At 66.9% G+C, this 18,370-nt stretch carries 16 protein-coding genes and 1 other RNA gene; 4 read left to right on the top strand and 13 right to left on the bottom strand.

Annotated elements, in window-relative coordinates:
• The first annotated feature begins 36 nt into the window (after positions 1–36).
• A complete protein-coding gene (locus tag MCHLDSM_RS27315) occupies positions 37–1,821 on the top strand; it encodes a serine/threonine-protein kinase (RefSeq protein WP_048472806.1) in 1,785 nt (594 codons plus the stop codon).
• 264 nt (positions 1,822–2,085) lie between these two features.
• On the opposite strand, the gene MCHLDSM_RS27305 is transcribed toward MCHLDSM_RS27315, so the two are convergent.
• Together MCHLDSM_RS27305 and MCHLDSM_RS37870 are read right to left on the bottom strand one after the other, a co-directional pair.
• Entirely contained in the window at positions 2,086–2,805 is a 720-nt protein-coding gene (locus MCHLDSM_RS27305) for a DUF4189 domain-containing protein (protein WP_048473030.1), read from the bottom strand.
• Between the two features lie 300 nt (positions 2,806–3,105).
• Positions 3,106–3,717 carry a TetR/AcrR family transcriptional regulator gene (locus MCHLDSM_RS37870; RefSeq protein ID WP_053083096.1) on the bottom strand — a complete coding sequence of 204 codons (612 nt, stop codon included), beginning with the start codon at positions 3,715–3,717 and terminating at the stop codon, positions 3,106–3,108.
• Positions 3,718–3,774: 57 nt separating this feature from the next.
• Between MCHLDSM_RS37870 and MCHLDSM_RS37865 the strand changes: the two genes are divergently transcribed.
• Positions 3,775–4,485, top strand: a complete 711-nt coding sequence (locus tag MCHLDSM_RS37865; protein ID WP_048472804.1) for an ATP-binding cassette domain-containing protein — start codon at positions 3,775–3,777, stop codon at positions 4,483–4,485.
• Between the two features lie 4 nt (positions 4,486–4,489).
• Positions 4,490–6,436, top strand: a complete 1,947-nt coding sequence (locus MCHLDSM_RS27290) for a YhgE/Pip domain-containing protein (RefSeq protein ID WP_048472803.1) — start codon at positions 4,490–4,492, stop codon at positions 6,434–6,436.
• A gap of 517 nt (positions 6,437–6,953) precedes the next feature.
• Here the strand turns inward: MCHLDSM_RS27290 and MCHLDSM_RS27285 are convergent.
• The 10 genes from MCHLDSM_RS27285 to prfB all read right to left on the bottom strand — a co-directional run bounded on the left by MCHLDSM_RS27285 (position 6,954) and on the right by prfB (position 16,522).
• On the bottom strand, positions 6,954–7,733 hold the full coding sequence (locus MCHLDSM_RS27285) for a response regulator (RefSeq protein WP_131722695.1): 780 nt from the start codon (positions 7,731–7,733) through the stop codon (positions 6,954–6,956).
• A gap of 373 nt (positions 7,734–8,106) precedes the next feature.
• Positions 8,107–8,475, bottom strand: a transfer-messenger RNA (tmRNA) gene (gene ssrA, locus MCHLDSM_RS35435).
• 103 nt (positions 8,476–8,578) lie between these two features.
• The gene (locus tag MCHLDSM_RS27280; protein WP_048472801.1) at positions 8,579–10,846 is read right to left on the bottom strand and encodes a putative bifunctional diguanylate cyclase/phosphodiesterase; all 2,268 of its coding nucleotides are present in this window, start codon (positions 10,844–10,846) and stop codon (positions 8,579–8,581) included.
• A 78-nt stretch (positions 10,847–10,924) separates the two neighbouring features.
• Complete coding sequence (locus tag MCHLDSM_RS27275) at positions 10,925–11,770, bottom strand: DMT family transporter (RefSeq protein WP_082169085.1); 846 nt, start codon at positions 11,768–11,770, stop codon at positions 10,925–10,927.
• Positions 11,767–12,264, bottom strand: a complete 498-nt coding sequence (gene smpB, locus MCHLDSM_RS27270; protein ID WP_048472799.1) for an SsrA-binding protein SmpB — start codon at positions 12,262–12,264, stop codon at positions 11,767–11,769. Before smpB ends, MCHLDSM_RS27275 begins: the two co-directional genes overlap by 4 nt.
• A gap of 2 nt (positions 12,265–12,266) precedes the next feature.
• Positions 12,267–13,163, bottom strand: a complete 897-nt coding sequence (gene ftsX, locus MCHLDSM_RS27265; RefSeq protein ID WP_048417436.1) for a permease-like cell division protein FtsX — start codon at positions 13,161–13,163, stop codon at positions 12,267–12,269.
• Complete coding sequence (gene ftsE / locus MCHLDSM_RS27260) at positions 13,163–13,852, bottom strand: cell division ATP-binding protein FtsE (protein ID WP_048417437.1); 690 nt, start codon at positions 13,850–13,852, stop codon at positions 13,163–13,165. The genes ftsX and ftsE overlap by 1 nt, the downstream gene beginning before the upstream one ends.
• Positions 13,853–13,904: 52 nt before the next feature.
• Positions 13,905–14,426 carry an Rv3103c family proline-rich protein gene (locus MCHLDSM_RS27255; protein WP_174545836.1) on the bottom strand — a complete coding sequence of 174 codons (522 nt, stop codon included), beginning with the start codon at positions 14,424–14,426 and terminating at the stop codon, positions 13,905–13,907.
• Positions 14,423–15,400: a mechanosensitive ion channel family protein gene (locus MCHLDSM_RS27250; RefSeq protein ID WP_048472798.1), complete on the bottom strand. Its 978-nt coding sequence runs from the start codon at positions 15,398–15,400 to the stop codon at positions 14,423–14,425. The genes MCHLDSM_RS27255 and MCHLDSM_RS27250 overlap by 4 nt, the downstream gene beginning before the upstream one ends.
• A gap of 3 nt (positions 15,401–15,403) precedes the next feature.
• Positions 15,404–16,522, bottom strand: coding sequence for a peptide chain release factor 2 (prfB, locus tag MCHLDSM_RS27245; RefSeq protein ID WP_048472797.1), 1,119 nt, complete (start codon positions 16,520–16,522; stop codon positions 15,404–15,406).
• A 135-nt stretch (positions 16,523–16,657) separates the two neighbouring features.
• On the opposite strand from prfB, the gene MCHLDSM_RS27240 reads away from it, so the two are divergent.
• Entirely contained in the window at positions 16,658–18,043 is a 1,386-nt protein-coding gene (locus tag MCHLDSM_RS27240) for an FAD-dependent oxidoreductase (protein WP_048472796.1), read from the top strand.
• Here the strand turns inward: MCHLDSM_RS27240 and MCHLDSM_RS27235 are convergent.
• On the bottom strand, positions 18,023–18,358 hold the full coding sequence (locus MCHLDSM_RS27235) for a hypothetical protein (RefSeq protein ID WP_048473027.1): 336 nt from the start codon (positions 18,356–18,358) through the stop codon (positions 18,023–18,025). The genes MCHLDSM_RS27240 and MCHLDSM_RS27235 overlap by 21 nt on opposite strands.
• Between the last annotated feature and the right edge of the window lie 12 nt (positions 18,359–18,370).

The following is an 18,370-nucleotide window of genomic DNA, read 5'->3' as shown; positions in this document are numbered from 1 at the left end:
GCCCCCATGCCCAGGACCGGTTTGTAGGCTCTGTGCATGCCGCTGAACAATGGCGAGGAATTCGCCGGGTACCTGATCGAGCGGCTGCTCGGCACCGGCGGCATGGGCGAGGTCTATCTCGCGCAGCATCCCCGCTTGCCGCGCCGCGACGCGCTGAAGATCCTGGCGCCCACGTCGACGGCGGACACAGAGTTCCGGGCACGGTTCATCCGCGAGGCCGAAATGGCGGCGGCGCTGCAACACCCCCACATCGTCGGCGTCCTCGACCGGGGCGAGTTCGACGGGCGCCTGTGGATCTCGATGGAGTACGTGGACGGCACGGACGCCGGGCAGTTGATCAGGGACTCCTACCCGCGCGGTATGCCCGAGCACGAGGTCGTGGACATCGTGACCGCGGTGGCCGACGCGCTCGACTTCGCCCATGAGCGCCGCCTGCTCCATCGCGACGTCAAGCCGGAGAACATCCTCGTGACGGCGTCCGACGGGCGTCGGCGCAGGGTGCTCCTGACCGATTTCGGCATCGCCCGCCGGATCGACGACGTCAGCAACCTCACCGACGACAACGTCGCCATCGGCACCGTGAGCTACATGGCCCCCGAGCAGTTGCGCGGCCAACCGCTCGACGGGCGTTCAGACCAATATGCGTTGGCCGCCACCACTTTTCACCTGCTGACCGGCGCTCCCCCCTTCGATGACGCCAACCGCGCCGTCGTCATCGGTCACCATCTGGGGAGCCCGCCCCCGCGGATATCCGCCCGCCGGCCCGACCTCGCGCACCTCGACGGCGTCCTGGCCAGAGCGCTGGCCAAGGATCCCGATCAGCGCTACCCCAGTTGCCTCGACTTCGCCGAAGCCCTCGCCCGGTCGCGTCCACCCCGAACTGCCCAGGACACCCAACCGCACCCGGCTGCGCCGACCGGGGATCCGGACGGCCGTCCCGCCACGCAGCGCCTCGAGCGTCTGGTGCTGCGCGGAACGGCACACGGCGTCGAACAGCGCACCGTCGGTGCCGGCTCCGAGTTGGAGGCCGTCTCGTTCCGTCTGGCGCCGTCCGATCCCACCCACCTGCCCACCCCGGTCCCCGTCGCGATCAACACCCAGCTCGGACCCGGGCGGCTCGACGACGGCGCCTCGGTCGAGGTGCACGGCGTCTGGGACGGCCACACCCTCGACGCCGACGAGATCAGCATCTTCCCCGCCCCCACCCCCCCGACGCCGCGCTCGTCCCGCACGACCGCGACGTTCGAGGCGCAACCGAAGCCCCGCAGCCGGCGAACGCCGATCCTCGCCGCACTCGCCGGGGTGATCGTGGTGGCGGTGGCCGTGGTGGCGTGGTTCACCGACGGATTCGGCCTGGTGACACGGCAAGGACCGATCATCACGCCGGCGAGCGTGACCGTGTTCGCGCCGTCGGGCGGCGCAGACAACCCGGACAAGGCCGGACTCGCGATCGACGGGAACCCCGCGACTTCGTGGTCGACCGTCACGTACACCGACCCGGTCCCCTTCCCGAATTTCGTGGAGGGAGAGGGACTGATGCTGCATCTGTCCGAGCCGACGGCGTTGAGCGCCGTCACGATCGACGTGTCGAGCACCGGAACCGACGTGCAGATCCGCTCGTCTCCCACCGAGAGCCCGGGCATGCTGGCCGACACCACGGAGCTGACCCCGACGACGCCACTGCAACCGGGTCACAACCGCATCGACATCCGGGACCAGACGAAGACATCGAACGTGCTGGTGTGGATCAGCACGCTGGGCACCACCAACGGAAAAAGCCGGACGGAAATCTCCGAGATCACCCTGCAGGCGGCTGCGTAGGGTCGCGGCGCGGGTCGCAGAACGCCACCTGGGCCTGCCTGCTGGTCATTGCGACGAACGTCGACAGTTTGCGCGACACTGCGAATCCGTATGCCGCCCAGGCGAAGAATTCGACCCGTTGCTGGCCGTGCCGGTGCAAACCGATCGGCAGCCACCACATCGATAGCGGAGCCCTGACCCGCTGCCCGTCGGAGAAATCGGCGAGAAACGACCGGAAACCGCCCCGACCGTGTTTTCCGGTCCGGGCGGTCGGGACGACCGGCCTCAGAAGTACGTCGTCGTCGTTGTGCTGGTTGCGTTGTCACACGCAATGGTGACGTTCCAGTTCTTGAATTGTGGAATTGCCGGGACGATCCGCAGGTCGTAACTGGAGTTCGCCGGTAGGGCGAACGCACGGTGGAAGTTGTCCGCCGTGTAGGTGCATTGCGCTGTCACCCCACTGCGGTCGGTGATGTGAGCGACCAGACCGCCCACAACCGTGCTGAACGACACCGTCGGACCCAGCTTCGGCGCCGGAGGGGGCGGCGGATCGTTCGGAGGCGGTGGCGGCGTGTTCCCATTCGAGCAACCCGACACAATCACCTTGGCACCGGCCTGATTCTGCAGTTTGGCCAAGGCGCTGCTCGAGGCTGCGGCAACCGTCGAGCCCGATGCACCGACCTCTTCGCCGTAGTCGTTCGAGGCGGCGGCCGCGCACTCATTCGTGGCGATGACCACGGTCACGCAGTGATCGGCGCCATTGTTGGAACAGTTCGTCAGCGCGCCCTGCGCGGCCTGGTCTTGGCTTCCACTGATCGACGAACCGCCTGCCATCGTGACGGGCGGATTCTCGTTGACATACCCGAGCGCCAGCGCGATGTACTGGTCTGCAGCTTGCGCCGCGGGGGGCGTGAGCAAGCCGACGGCGGCTGCCCCCGCGGCGAGCATTACGGTGGCCGCGGTCCGGCCTCTCCAGCCCGTGCGGCTCCTGGAATTCTTTGTCATGATCACTCCTGTGAGGTAGTCGCTGCCCCGAGCGGGCCGCGTAGTGGTCTCTTCGCCGATCTCCGCGGGTCTGCATATATGTCTGCCGAATTGTTCGGCCGTTGTCCGGTTTTCCCGCTGCAGCAATCGTCGTCCGCGGCCAACGCCGGCGTAATCGCCGTGAAGCCAGAATCCGGAGGCCGACGGCAAGGGTTTCCTATCCGCCAGGTAAGGAAAATCGGTCTGTTCATCGCGCCGATGGCCGTGCCTGCTCGATCCGAGGGCACGCTGCAGGCAGCGGCGTAGAGAACGGGCCGGTCGTCAGGCGGACAAACCTTCGACAACGGCCAGGGCGGTGAGGTAGCGAACTTCCTCGGTGGCGGCACGGTCGCTGAGGAACTGACCGGAGGCACCCGCCTGGGCCGCCATCAGCGCGCGGGTGAATGTCTCCGGTGTCACCGTCATCGTCCGGCCAGTCTTGGCGATGAGCGCGACGAAGATCGCCTGCAGGCCCTCACGGAAGCGTTCGACCTGCGCATCCAGGGCGAGGGCGATCTCGGGCTGATGGGCCGCGCGAGCCACCAGGGCGGCATGCAGGGCGATGCGGGGTTGATCGGCGACGCCGGCCTTCAGCAGGTGGCGCACCACGCGGTCGGTCCTCAGAACGTCTTTGGTCCGCAGCAGGGGTTCGGCGGTACCCCGCAACCGTTCGACGAGTGCGTCGTTCTGGTGCCCGTACACCTCGAAGAGCAGATCCTCCATGTCGTCGAAGCTGGAGTAGAACGCGCCCCGGGTGTAGCCCGCCGCCCGGCAGACCTCCTCGACGCTGAACCAGGTTCGGCCACTGTCCCGGATGAGTTCGTCGGTGGCCTCGATCAAACGCGCCCGGGTGTTGCTGCGTCGGCGGGTTTTCCGCGCCTCTGTGACCTTCACGACAAACGGCCTCTCGAACTCGATACATTCCGTATTGAATGCATATCGTATTGAATCATGGACTCGTCCGAAGCGGCAACCGAGAACGCGGGCACCCAGCAGACGCAGCCGGGCCCCGACGCCGACGCGATCATCGTGGCGCGGGGTCTGACCTTCGACGGTGAGCACGGTCCCCTGTTCTGCGGCGTCGACCTGGACCTCGATCGCGGCCTGCACGCGGTGCACATGCCCGGCGGCCACAGCCAGAAGGCCCTGCTGCTCACGCTGGCCGGTCGGCTCAAGCCCAGTGCCGGCACCGTGGCGGTGTTCGGCGAGACCGCACCGCGGGCCATCCGCCGGCACTGCGCCATCGCGGCGTTCGGCGACATCGATGATCTGGACGAGGCCGTCACCGTGGAGACTGTCGTGACCGAGCAGCGCCGGTGGCTCGCTCCCCTGTTCGGGCGGTCGCGCGGCGTTTCCGATCGAGACGTACTGGCCGACGTGTTCGGGGACATCCCACGCCCGGCACCGACCGACTACATCGGCGACATGGGCGATCTGGAGACGTTCCTGCTGCAGATCGCCCTGGCACTGTGCTCGGACCGACCGGTCCTGGTGGTCGGCGATCTCGAACAGGTCCGCGACAGCGAACGACGGGCTCTGGCGGCGCAACGCCTCGGTGTCATCGCCGCCGACCGCCTGGTCGTTGTGGGCGTGACGAATTCGCTCGGCGATGAAGCACCCGAGCACCAAGTACACATCCCGAACATCGCGGGAAAGGACTGAGGAGATGGTGGGCGGACTTGCCCTGGGGTCGGAGATCAAACGCTTCGCCCGGAATCGGATGACGCGGATCGCGATCGTGGTCTTGATGCTGATGCCGCTGTCCTACGGCGCGCTCTATCTGTGGGCGTACTGGGATCCGTTCGGGCATGTGAACAAACTGCCGGTGGCACTGGTCAATTCGGACCGCGGCACCGAGGTGTCCGGTGAGCCGATGAACGTCGGCACCCAGATCGCCGACAGTCTCACCGATGATGCGAGCCTCGACTGGCATCTGGTCGACGACGCCGAGGCGCGCGACGGGGTCGCCCACGGCAAGTACTACTTCATGCTGGAACTGCCACCGGACTTCAGCGAGGCCATCGCGTCGCCCACCACCGGCAATCCCCGGAAGGCGCAGCTGATCGCCGAATACAACGACGCCAACAACTACATCTCGTCGAGCATCGGCCGCACTGCGTTGGAGCAGGTGCTCAACGCCGTGTCGACCAGAATCTCCGGGCAGGCGGTCAACCAGGTGCTGTCGGTGATCACCACATCGGGCGCGGGGATCAAACAGGCAGCCGACGGGGCGAACCAACTCTCCGACGGTGCGGCGCAACTCGACACGGGCGCAGGGCAATTGGTGGCCGGCCTGGATGCCGCCCACAACGGATCCGCGGAACTGGCGGCCGGCTCCCGGAAGCTGTCCGACGGCATCGACACCGCCACCGACCCCCTGCTGAAGATCACGAACCTGCTGGCCCAGATCGGCACTCAGAGTGATCAGGTCAACGGCCAGGTCCAGGACAGCTCGTCGGCGCTGTCGGAGGCGTCCACCGAACTCGAGACCATCACCGGGGCGCAAGACACCGCCGCCCAGTCGTTGAGCTCGATCATCGACAACCTCTCCGCCAACCAGGACCCGGTGTCGATGATGGCCACCGGGAAACTGCGAGAGACCCGCGACCAGCTGATGGCCCACCAGCGGACCGCGGACATCCAGGCGAAGCTCGACAAGGCCCGCGCGGCCGCGAACTCGGGCGGTCCCGTCGGTTCCACGCTGACCGACATCTCGGCCAAGGGCAGGGAACTCACCGACAAGCTCACTGAGTTGCGGGACGGCGCCCAGCAGGTGGCATCCGGCAATGCCGAGCTCAACGCCGGCATCGCCAAGCTCGACGACGGCGCCCGGCAGCTGAAATCCGGTACGGCGCAGTTGAGTTCCGGGTCGGATGAACTGGCGACCAAGCTGGACGAGGGAGCGCAGAAGGTTCCCGACTGGACGCCCCAAAAGAAGGACGCCATCGCCGAGACGATCGGCAGTCCGGTTCAGCTGACGAGTTCACATGAGAATTCGGCGCCGAACTTCGGCACAGGCATGGCGCCGTTCTTCCTCACGCTCGCGTTGTTCTTCGGTGCGATGCTGTTGTGGATGGCGTTCCGCCCGCTGCAGAACCGTGCCATCGCCGCAGAGATCAGCCCGCTCCGCGTGACGCTGGCCAGTTATCTTCCCGCGGTCCTGATCGGGATCCCCCAGGCGGTGATCCTGTACAGCGTGGTGCGTTTCGCTCTGCACGTGCACGCCGAACATCCGGTGGCGATGCTGGGCTTCATGATCCTGGCATCGTGTGCCTTCATCGCGGTGGCCCAGGCGATCAGCGCCTGGCTCGGCCCGGTGTTGGGCAAGGTGCTGCTGATGACGCTGCTGATGGTGCAACTGGTCAGCGCAGGCGGGCTCTATCCCGTCGAGACCACGACCAAGCCGTTCCAGTCGCTGCACCGACTCGACCCGATGGCGTACGGCGTCAACGGGCTGCGCCAGTTGATCCTCGGCGGTATCGACGGTCGGCTGTGGCAGGCCCTGATCTTCCTGGGCGCCCTGTGGTTGGGGTCGATACTGCTGACCGCCCTGGCGGCGCGGCGCAACCAGCTGTGGAACCTCACCCGGCTGGTGCCGAGCGTCAAGATGTAGTGGGGACCGCACGGGCGTGCGACTTCGTGCGGGTGTTTCACGCCCTCGGAAAGAGGGGCGGCGCAAAACGTAGTGATTAAATGCGAAATCGAGAACCAACTGTGCGCACGCAATCCCGGCCCGTGTTTAGCGGAATCGGTTCTTCCCCTATCACTCCTACTCTATCCCTTTGAGCGGTGAGTATTCGAAGTACCAGCGTGGCCTTGAAGCTGTGAATTCTTTCGAGATCAGCGGATTGAGGAGAGTCCGCCAGGCCAGCAGGCCACTGGGCCAAGAACTAAACAGACGCTGCCCCCGGAACCGCTATGCAAATTGCAAGCGGCGTTACATTTTCGTCCGCTGGCGCACATTATCGACACTACGAAGGCTTCCCAGTGCAGCAGCCCCGATCGAGGAAAGTCGCGGCCTTATTGCTGAGGCGTGTGTCAACACGTCACCCAGGCGACAATAGTGCGTTACCCGCTGATAGCCCGCAGCTGGCCCAAACCGCGCGGCCCTCGAATTAAGGTAAGGCGATTTAAACTGTTGCGTCGGGCCGAAGGATTGACAACACACTTGTAAGCATCGCGACCACGTCGTTCGAGATCGCGACGCCCCCATAAGGGATGGGCATCGATGAATCCACCGACGAGATAAAGAAGACGATCGGCACGTCCACACCGATTGTTTTCAACCGCAAACCAAGCTTCGAGCCGGGCTCGCCGCGCCCACGGTCGATATCAGAAACGACCACATCAAAGTCGCGGCGCTTCGCTTCCTCGACAGCTTCGTCATTACTGAGCACCGGAACTACATCGGCGCCCCACCCGGTCAAGAGACGACGGGGCCAGTAATTGTTGGCCGGCATGTCGTCGGCCCACAGTATGGAATGGCCAAATAGCGCAGGCCCCGTGGATAGCTGCCTCATGCCGCCCGCGCGACTCGCCCCCAATGGGAGGCGACCACCCAACTCAGATAAAGTAATCGCGACCTTGACCTTATAATCGGGGTCGGGTTGATAGCCGTGCACGAGAGCGTTACGAACCTCCCGCATCTCATTAAGTCTGGACTGAATCCATGCCTTATCGTTGAGGATAGGCTGAAAAAGGGCCCATCGACTCAGCACAATATCGATTAGTTGCTTCAGTGAAGCTCTGTCAAGAACATCGGCTTCAGAACCCTTCGCATCAGCAGCGGACGAGGGACTCTGCTTCAGTTCCTCTCGTACGGCACTCGGGATCAATCGCGTCCAGTCTTCCTGCTTGTTCCCCTGAAAGACGGCTCTGACAAGAAGCTTTAGTCGCTCCTCGATCTCCAACAGTAGGTCGAGGAGTTGGCCTCGAGTGAGGGTTTGGGCGTGATCTGAGAACGTCTCGGACGACTTATTCAAGAATCTGGCTTTCAGCTGTGGACGCTGACTCGGTTCGGCTGACGCGGAAGTAGTCGGGCCGCGGAGTACGGAAGGCGGCGGGAACGGGCTTTCAGGATAGCGGCCGCGAGTCCCGGATCCCTTGTCAGTTCCCGGCCCCGCGAAGGGTATCTGTCCTGCCGTTGTTACGGCATTCTCCGCCACCTGGTTCTGAGGAAGAGATCGTTCGAGTCGCCCTGTGCGCGGTGCAACGCAGCTGCGACGGCCAAGCGTGTTCACTAACGAAGACAGGCCAGGCCTTTCGGCCTGACCTGCTTCTATCCGGTGGAGCTGCCGGGAATCGAACCCGGGTCCTACGGCATTCCCTCGAGGCTTCTCCGTGCGCAGTCCGCTATGTCTCTACTCGGATCTCCTGATCACGCGAACAAGTCAGGATGACGATCCCAGTCGCTGTTTGATGTCCCCACGGGTTCCGCGACCGAACCCGTGGGTGGGTCCCTCTAGATGACGCCAGGGTCCGGGTCGAGGGCGTTCCCGGTCTGACGGACCAGCTGTCGCTTAGGCAGCGAGAGCGAAGTCGCGCTGATTGGAATCGGCGCTTAATTGGTTGCAACGACGCTTACGGTGGTCTCTTGCCTGCACCGGCACGCTTCCCTTGATTCGATGCGCGAAGTCGAAACCGTTCAGCCCCTCGCACCCCTGCCGACCATCAGCAGGAAAATCCATACTACCGACCCGTTCAACACACGCCAGCAGATATTTAGTTCCGTCCAGTGTGCGTCCAGGGCGGGGATTCACGCCTCGCGCCGCCCTGGACGCACGCTGGACGTCAGCTCGCCATATTCGGCGACGATGTCGGCGATCGGCGCGGGACGTCCGAACAGGTGTCCCTGCGCGAGTCGGCAGCCGGCCGCCAGGATGGTGCCGGCCTGCTCGGGCGTCTCGATGCCCTCGGCGATCACGTCCAGGCCGAGGTCGGCGCACAACCCGACCACCGACCGGTAGAGGGCGAGATCGCGGGCGGCCTCCGACCCGGCCGCGAGACTGCGATCGAGCTTGACGATGCCGACCGGCAGCGCATGAAGGTAGGTCAGCGAGTTGTAGCCGGCGCCGAAATCATCCAGCGCGACCCGGACGCCGGTGGCGTTGAGCCGCCCGATCTGCGCTGCGGCATCGGCCAGGTCGACGATCGGCAGCGTCTCGGTGATCTCCAGGACGAGCCGGTCCGCGTCGATCCGGCAGGTCGACAGGGTGCGGCGGACGTCGTCCTCGAAGCCGGGGTTGCCCAGCCGGGTGGCACCGATGTTCACGTGGATGCCGACGTCCAGACCGGTGGCCGCGACCGCCTGGCAGGCCAGTCGCAGCACCATCCCGTCCAGCATCGCCCCCAGACCCGCGGCTTCGGCGGCGGCGACGAAGGTCTCGGGCGGGATCTGAATTCCGTTCGGCGCCGTCCAGCGCGCGAGCGCCTCGACCGCGACCAGCGTCTCGTCGGGCAGCCGCACCACCGGCTGGAAGCTCAGGCTGAAGCCCGCAGGCACCCCGCCGGCGGCGCTGCGCAGCGCGGTGGGGAAATCGGCCCGCACCCCCGCCGCGGGCTGGTACACCACCGCGGTGTTCTTGCCCAGCCGCTTCCCGGCGTACATCGAGATGTCGGCCTGGCGCAGCAGATCGTCCGACGTGAGGGCACTCGGCCCGGCATCCGCGCGGACCAGTCCCATGCTCGCGCGCACCCGCAATGACGATCCGTGCAGCAGGAACGGATCCCGCAGCGCCACCCGCAGCCGGTCGGCGACCACCTCGGATTCCACGGTCTCCCCGTCGACCAGGATCGCGAATTCGTCGCCGCCGATCCGGGCCAGCGTGTCGGCGTCGGTGACGCACCGTCTGAGTCGCTCCCCCACCGCGCACAGCAGGTCGTCACCGGCGGCATGGCCGAACCGGTCGTTGACGTCCTTGAAATCGTCGAGATCGACGAAGATCAACACGAACTGACCGGCGTGCATCGCCTGCTCGAGCCGCTGGGCGAACAGCCGCCGGTTCGGCAGACCGGTCAGCGAGTCGTGCAGCACCTGATGGGCCAACCGGCGCTGCGCGTCGTAGAGGCGGCGCGTCAGCAGCCGTTGCTGACCCATCGCGACGACCTGCCGCGCGGCGACCAGAACGACCATCGCCACCGTGACCCCGACCACCACCGGCCCGAGCACGTTGCCGGTCAGCACATGGAAAGCCAAGAGCAGCGTGATGCCGAGAAAGCCCGAGTACGGCAGGACCAGCTGCGCCCAGTCGATCAGCCGCGAGCCCTGCGTCGCCGGTGGTGACGGGTCTCTGTCCCGCATCGACAGCGCGACGAACAGCGGCCCGAGCGCGAGGCCCAGTTCACCCCACAACGTCGCGCTGTCGAAGCCGACCGTGTCGAAGTACGCGATCACCCGGTCGGCGGCGGCGATCAGGACGAGGCCGCTGCCCAGTTGCAGGTAGTTCACCCGGTAGGGATGCTCTGCCCGGTAGACCATGCCGGTCACCGCGGCGATCACGACCAGCACGAGTTCGGCTATGCCGTAGGACATTTCGACAACCGCCTGTCCCGACCGGGGGAATGACGTGGTCGACACCGTGCCGAGACCGAAGATCACCAGGATCGCGAACGACGTCGCCGCCACCATTCCGTCGAGCAACGTCAGGACGGCCGCATGCCTCGTCGAGCCGTCCTCGGGCACGCCGACGCGGCCGCCCGAGCGCGCCAACACGATCACCGAGGCCAGCGCGAGGACCGGGAACAGCCAGTACAGCGTCACCCACACCGGCGCCCAGTCCCCGCCCGCGAACCACCACACGAGTTGGCCGGCCAGCACGGTGCCCACGGCGCCGACGGCGAGCAGGCGCCACCATCGCGCGACACCGTGGACGCGGCGCGACTCGAACAACCCATAGGCGACGGCGCCGATCCCGGCACCGCACTGCGCGACGGCGGCGACCCGGTGGGCAGTCTGCTCACCCCAGGGCGCGAACGCATTGACCGTCAGCAGCAGCGCGGCTGTGACGACCAACGCGACGCGCAACCGGAAGCCCGTGCCGCCATCCCCTTACACTCGCCCGACGAACGTCTCCGGCCGTCGAGTTGCCCGTAACGACGGTAACTAACCAGCGGCGATCATCGCGACGGAAGTGAACGCGAAGATCATCCCGGCGATCTGCCCCCGGCTCACCCGCTCGCGCAGGACGACCACCGCGAGCAGCACCGTGGCCGCCGGATACAGCGCCACGAGCACACCGGTCAGCGACAGCAGCGAGGACTGCAGGGCGAGCAGGGTGGCCGTGTTGGCCACGGTGTCGAGCACCCCGGCCAGCAGCGCCAGCCGCAACGGCACGCCCCGCTCGACCACGAAGTTCGCGGTCAGCACCGCGGCGAGCGCGACGATCGCGGTCGCCGCCAGCCGGCCGAACACCAGGGGCCACAGTCCGGCCTGGACGGGGACCTGGTCGAGGATGACGAAGTTCAGACCGAACGCGATACCGGATCCGACCGTCAGCCAGGCGACCTTGACGGTGAACCGATGCGGCCGGACGTCCTCGTCGCCAGCTTGGCGGCTGACCATGACCACCGCGATCAGCGCCAGCACCACCCCGCCCAGCGCGAGCGCGCTGGGCCGCTCACCCAACGCCACGCCGACACCGACAGGGACGCCGGCGACCAGCACCGACGTCAGCGGCGACACCACCGAGATGGGACCCGATCCGAGTGCGGCGTAGAACCACCACACCCCGAACGCCTGACCCACGCCCGCCAGCAGCCCCCACAGCACGGCCGACGCGCTGAGCTGACCGCCGAACGGCACCGCAATGACCGTGAGCAGGACCAGCGCCAGCGGATAGGACAGCAGCACCACCCGCAGCGCGGCGACACGGCGCGAGGCGTAGCCGCCGACGAAGTCGCTGACGCCGTATCCCAGCGCCGCGACCAGCGCGCTGAGGACGCCGGTCAGGAGGTCATGCCCTTGACGCGTCGTCCCAGCTCTCGGGTGACCTCGCGCTCGGCGTCGCGGCGGGCCAGATCCTGACGCTTGTCATGGGCCTGCTTACCGCGGGCGAGCGCCAGCTCGACCTTGACCTTGCCGCCGGTGAAGTACAGGGACAGAGGCACCAGCGTCAGGTTGCCGTCGCGGGTCTTGCCGACCAGCGTGTCGATCTCGCGACGGTGCATCAGCAGTTTGCGGTTGCGGCGCGGGGCGTGGTTGGTCCAGGTGCCGTGGTGATACTCCGGGATGTGCAGGTTGCGCAGCCAGATCTCGCCGTCGTCGACGGTGGCGAAGGCATCGGCCAGCGACGCCTGCCCCTCGCGCAGGCTCTTCACCTCGGTGCCCATCAGCGCGACGCCCGCCTCGAAGGTCTCGAGGATCGCGAAGTTGTGGCGCGCCTTGCGGTTGGTGGCCACCACCTGGTTGTTGCTGTCCTTGACGCCTTTCACCTTCTTCGCCACGGCTACCGCCGCACGTAGAGGCGCAGGGTGACGTAGGCGGTGATCCCCGACATCGCCAGGCCGAGGAACAGCATCCACGGCGCGCTGTAGTAGAGCACGTCGGCATAGTCCACCCTGGCGATGAGGTTCGCCTGATAGAACTGGTCGAGCGCGCTCTCCAGGAACAATGCCCGCACCGCGATCAGCCCCGCGATGGCGATCAGCACGCCGACGAATGCCGCGAGCATCGCCTCGAGCAGGAACGGCAGCTGGGTGTACCAGCGGGTGGCGCCCACCAGCCGCATGATGCCGATCTCGGTGCGGCGGGTGTAGGCGGCGACTTGGACCATGTTCGCGATCAACAGGACCGCCCCGATGGCCTGCACCAGCGCCACCGCGAACGCCGCATTGCTGATGCCGTTGAGCACCGCGAACAGGCGGTCGATCAGGTCCTTCTGGTTGAGGACGTTCAGGACGCCGGGTTGGCCGATCATCGCGTCGTCGAAGTCCTTGTGCTGCTCGGGATCGTCGAGCTTGACGACGAACGACGCCGGGAACGCGTCCTTGCCTGCGACGTCCTTGTACTGCGGGAACTTGCGGATGGCGTCGTCGTAGGCCTCGTCGCGGTTGAGGAAGCGCACGGACCGGACGTCCTGGCGGTCCTCGATCGTCTTGCGCAGCGCCTTGCACGGGTCCGCGTCGCATGTCGGATCGTTCGCCGACACGTCGTTGGTGAGGAAGACCTGGCTCTCCACCCGGTCGAGATAGATCGCGCGGGACTGGTCGGCCAGCCGCACCACCAGCAGGCCGCCACCGAACAGCCCGATCGAGATCGCGGTGGTGAGGACCATCGCGACCGTCATGGTGACGTTGCGGCGAAGCCCGGTGAGGACTTCGTTGACGAGGAAGCCGAAGCGCACTAGCGATCCATTCCGTAGACGCCGCGCTGTTCGTCGCGAACCAGCCGGCCGAGTTCGAGTTCGACGACCCGCTGACGCATGGAGTCGACGATGTGGTGGTCGTGGGTGGCCATCAGCACCGTGGTGCCGGTGCGGTTGATCCGCTCGAGCAGATCCATGATGTCCTTGCTGGTCTCCGGGTCGAGGTTGCCCGTCGGTTCGTCGGCCAGCAGCACCAGCGGCCGGTTGACGAACGCCCGCGCGATCGCGACCCGCTGCTGCTCGCCGCCGGACAGCTCGGCGGGGAGGCGGTTGGCCTTGCCGGACAGCCCGACCATCTCGAGCACGTCGGGCACCACCCGGTTGATGGTGTCGGCCCGCTTGCCGATCACCTCGAGCGCGAAGGCGACGTTCTCGAAGACCGTCTTCTGCTGCAGCAGCCGGAAGTCCTGGAAGACGCAGCCCATGACCTGACGCAGACCCGGGATGTGCCGGCCGGACAGCTTGTTCACATGGAACTTGGAGACCCGGATGTCGCCGGACGACGGGTGCTCCTCGGCCAGCAGCAGGCGCATGAACGTGGACTTGCCCGACCCGGACGGGCCGATCAGGAAGACGAACTCACCCTTGTCGATCTTGACCGAGACGTTGTCGAGCGCCGGCCGCGCCGACGACTTGTACTGCTTGGAGACATGGTCGAGGGTGATCATCACGGCACGCCAGTGTAGCGGGGAGGCAGGCAGGTACCGCGGCGCCGCCGAATCACTGGGGAGGCGTCGCGGTCGTCGCCGGCGGCGCGCCGGGCGGGGCGACCGTGGTGGGCGCCAGCGTCGGCGGCGCCAGGGTGAACGTCTGCGGGTTCAGCGGTCCCGGCCCGTCCGGGTCGATCACGGTCGTGCCCGGGGCGCCCGGTTCGGTGCCGTCGGTGCTGGTGGGCGACGTGGTGCCCGAGGGTGACGACGTGGTCGTCGGAGCCGGGGTGGTCGTGGTCGTCGTTGTCGTCGTGGTGCGGGTGGTGGTCTCCGGCGCGCGGGTCTGCACGTTGGTCCGCGGCACCCAGGTGTAGTTCGGGTCGGGAACGAAGCCCGGCGGCACCACCTGCGTCTGGTCGGCGGGTTTCTCCGACGAGGCGGGCTGGAAGGTCTGGTTCACCCAGAACAGCGCGACGAACGCGAGGAGCAGCGCCGCCGTCGAGGTCCGCATGCGGCCACCGAAGATGTAATTGGGCCAGCCGCGGGTGCTGCCCGGGCGCTTCGGGGCCCAGATCCAGTCGGTCCACTTCATCGCTGCGACTCCGGTTCCGGCGGCGCATCCTTGGCCGCGTCGTCGGATCGGGCGGGGTGCGGGATCGCCGCGACGACGGGCGCCGCCATCTCACCGGGGGCGACGATGCCGGCCCGGCGCAGTGCGCGTACCACCAGCACGCGCAGCCGGCGCCCGACCTCGAACTGCTTGCCCGGGAGCGTGCGCGCGACCATCCGCAGGTTCACCGTGTCCAGTTCGATGCTTTCCACGCCCATCAGCTGCGGCGCGTCGAGCAGCAGATCCTTGAGTTGGGCATCGTCTTTGGCCTTGTCGGCCACGCCGTGCAGCACCTCGTTCACCGCGTTGAGGTCGGCCGCCACCGGTACCGGGATGTCGATGACCGCCCTGGCCCAGTCCTTGGACAGGTTGACGGTCTTGACGATCTGGCCGTTGGGGATGGTGTACATCTCCCCTTCGGCCGAACGCAGCTTCGTGACGCGCAGCGTCACGTCCTCGACGGTGCCCTCGGCGGGCAGGGCGATGCCGGCGACGGTCAGCGCGACCAGGTCACCGAAGCCGTACTGCTTCTCGGTGATGATGAAGAAGCCCGACAGCAGGTCCTGCACCAGCCGCTGGGCGCCGAAGCCGAGCGCGGCGCCGATCACGGCGGCGGGCGCCACCAGGGAGCTGATGGGGATCGCGAGGATGTCGGTGATCTGCACCAGCACCATCACCAACAGCAGGCCCACGGAGACGTAGGAGATGACCGATGCGACCGCTTGCCGGTGCTTGGCGCTCTCGGAGCGGACCAGCTGATCGCTTTCCTGGTATTCGGCGTCGATGCGACGGGTGATGCGCTGCGCGGTCCAGTTGATGAATCGCGCCGCCAGCAGGGCGCCGATCAGCAGGAGTGCGATGCGCACCCCGCGGTCGAGAATCCACACGCCGATGTCGCCGCGCCAGAAGCCGTGCCACCGGGATGCGATGTCGAATGCCAGAAGCGTGTTGGTCAAGGGCTAGTCGCTGTCATCTTTTCTGTTGCGCCACCGGATACCGGCCTCCAGGAAGCCGTCGATGTCGCCGTCCAGCACCGCGGCTGGATTCCCGACCTCGTATTCGGTGCGCAGATCCTTCACCATCTGATAGGGGTGGAGCACATAGGAACGCATCTGGTTCCCCCAGGAACTGCCGCCGTCGCTCTTGAGGGCGTCCATTTCGGCCCGCTCTTCTAAGCGCTTGCGTTCCAACAATTTCGCCTGAAGCACGCGCATTGCCGACACCTTGTTCTGCAACTGCGACTTCTCGTTCTGGCAAGTCACGACGATACCGGTCGGGATGTGGGTCAGTCGAACGGCGGAGTCGGTGGTGTTCACCGACTGGCCGCCGGGTCCGCTGGAGCGGTAGACGTCCACCCGCACGTCGGCCTCGGGAATGTCGATGTGGTCGGTGGTCTCGGTGACCGGCAGCACCTCGACTTCGGCGAACGACGTCTGCCGGCGGCCCTGGTTGTCGAACGGGCTGATGCGCACCAGGCGGTGCGTGCCCTGCTCGACCGACAGGGTGCCGTAGGCGAACGGTGCGTGCACGGCGAAGGTCGCGCTCTTGATGCCGGCCTCTTCGGCGTAGGAGGTGTCGTAGACCTCGACCGGGTACTTGTGCTGCTCGGCCCACCGGATGTACATCCGCATCAGCATCTCGGCCCAGTCCGCGGCGTCCACCCCGCCGGCGCCCGACCGGATGTTGACCAATGCCTCCCGCTCGTCGTACTCCCCCGAGAGCAGGGTGCGGACCTCCAGTGCCTCGATGTCCTCGCGCAGCTGCCTCAGCTCGGCGTCGGCCTCGGCGTGGGCTTCGGAGCCACCTGCTCCGCCTTCTTCGCTGGCCAATTCGTAGAGCACCGGCAGATCCTCGACGCGCTGGCGCAGTTCCTCGACCCGGCGGAGTTCGTTCTGAGCGTGCGACAGGTCGCTGGTCACCTTCTGCGCCCGCACCTGGTCGTCCCACAGCTTCGGGTCGGAGGCCTCCTGTTCGAGATTCGCGATGCGACCGCGAAGCCCCTCGATGTCGAGCACACGCTCCACCGTGGTGAGCGTGGAGTCGAGGGCAGCGATGTCGGCTTGACGGTCAGGATCCACGGGAGATCAGGTTACCGGTCCGCGCGTTCCCCCCGGTCCACGCCGAGCGCGTTCTAGCATCGGGAGGCAACCCTCGTCCGGCCGCGTCGCGACAGCCCCCTGCGCGTGGCCGGGCAGCGACAGAAGGCAGCCCACATGCCCCCTTTGCGTCCGTATCACGTCGCGATCGTCGGCTCGGGACCGTCCGGGTTCTTCGCTGCGGCCTCGCTGTTGAAGGCCGCCGGATCCGGCGACGACCCCGCGCAGCGCGACGTCCGTGTCGACATGCTCGAGATGCTGCCCACCCCGTGGGGCCTGGTGCGGTCGGGCGTCGCGCCGGACCATCCGAAGATCAAGTCGATCTCGGCGCAGTTCGACAAGACCGCCGCCGATCCGCGGTTCCGATTCTTCGGCAACGTCGTCGTCGGCGACCACGTGCAGGCCGAAGAGCTCGCGCAGCGCTACGACGCCGTGATCTATGCCCACGGCGCGCAGTCGGACCGGCCGCTGGGCATCCCCGGGGAAGACCTGCCGGGCAGTGTGGCCGCCGTCGACTTCGTCGGCTGGTACAACGCCCATCCGCATTTCGGGACGATGACGCCGGACATCTCGTCCGGTCGCGCCGTCGTTGTCGGCAACGGCAACGTGGCGATCGATGTAGCACGCATCCTGGTCAGCGATCCCGACGTGCTCGCAGCGACCGACATCGCCGACCATGCGCTGGAGTCGCTGCACGATCGCGGCGTGGAGGAGGTGCTGATCATCGGCAGGCGCGGCCCGCTGCAGGCGCCGTTCACCACGCTCGAGCTCCGTGAGCTGGGCGACCTCGAGGCCCTCGGTGACGTCGACGTGATCATCGACCCCGGCGACTTCGCCGACATCACCGACGAGGACCTCGAGGCTGCGGGCAAGACCGTGCGCAACAACATCAAGGTGCTACGCGGCTACGCCGAACTGGAACCGCGCGGGGCCAAGCGGCGCATCGTGTTCCGATTCCGCACATCGCCGATCGAGATCAAGGGCGACGGCAAGGTGGAGTCGATCGTGTTGGGCCGCAACGTTCTCGTGCGCGGTGCCGACGGACGGGTCTCGGCCCGCGACACCGGTGAGCGCGAGGAGGTGCCCGCGCAGCTCGTGGTCCGAGCGGTCGGATACCGCGGACTGCCGATGCCCGGTCTGCCGTTCGACGAGCGGTCCGGCACCATCCCCCACACGAACGGGAAGGTCGAGGGCAGCCGCAACGCCTACGTCGTGGGCTGGATCAAGCGCGGGCCCACCGGGGTGATCGGCAGCAACAAGAGCGATTCCCAGGAGACCGTCAACACCCTGCTCGCCGATCTGCGCGCGGCCGAACCCACCGACCTCGGTCCCGACCACGCCGAACAGGTGGAGCGATGGCTGCTCGAACGGCAGCCCAAGCTCGTCACCAACGACCACTGGAAACTCATCGACGCGCACGAGCGCACGGCGGGCGAGGGCTCCGGGCGCCCGCGGGTGAAGCTGACCAGTCTGGAGGAGCTGCTACGGATCGGGCACGGGTGAGGGCGCGAACGCCCACTTCTCGGGATTGCCCGGCGAGTACACCACGTCGATGAGCTGACCCATCGTGGGCCAGGCGTTCACATCGACGACCATGCGTGTGTAGACGGTGTACTCGTTGACCGTCGGCCCGTTGATGACGCCGGTGATGGTGACGTACTGCTCGCCGGTCATGTCGTTCGGGCGCGGGCTGACGCCGGTGACCAGGAGCGTTCCGGGCACCCAATCGCTGCCCGCACCACGCTTGCGCATGATTCGCGGCGCCGCGACGAGCACGATGGCACCGATGATGAGCAGCATGATCGCGAGTTCGGCCACACCGCCATGGTA

The sequence above is a fragment of the Mycolicibacterium chlorophenolicum genome, assembly GCF_001044235.1.
Classification (GTDB): domain Bacteria; phylum Actinomycetota; class Actinomycetes; order Mycobacteriales; family Mycobacteriaceae; genus Mycobacterium; species Mycobacterium chlorophenolicum.
Note: the sequence above shows the minus strand (reverse complement) of the source record. Positions and strands in the feature narration are given on the sequence as shown.

Excerpts from the sequence above, each read along its gene's own strand:
- MCHLDSM_RS27315 (WP_048472806.1), top strand. The coding sequence starts at position 37 with ATGCCGCTGAACAATGGCGAGGAATTCGCCGGGTACCTGATCGAGCGG.
- MCHLDSM_RS27305 (WP_048473030.1), bottom strand. The coding sequence starts at position 2,805 with ATGACAAAGAATTCCAGGAGCCGCACGGGCTGGAGAGGCCGGACCGCG.
- MCHLDSM_RS37865 (WP_048472804.1), top strand. The coding sequence starts at position 3,775 with ATGGACTCGTCCGAAGCGGCAACCGAGAACGCGGGCACCCAGCAGACG.
- MCHLDSM_RS27290 (WP_048472803.1), top strand. The coding sequence starts at position 4,490 with ATGGTGGGCGGACTTGCCCTGGGGTCGGAGATCAAACGCTTCGCCCGG.
- ftsE (WP_048417437.1), bottom strand. The coding sequence starts at position 13,852 with ATGATCACCCTCGACCATGTCTCCAAGCAGTACAAGTCGTCGGCGCGG.
- MCHLDSM_RS27255 (WP_174545836.1), bottom strand. The coding sequence starts at position 14,426 with ATGAAGTGGACCGACTGGATCTGGGCCCCGAAGCGCCCGGGCAGCACC.
- MCHLDSM_RS27240 (WP_048472796.1), top strand. The coding sequence starts at position 16,658 with ATGCCCCCTTTGCGTCCGTATCACGTCGCGATCGTCGGCTCGGGACCG.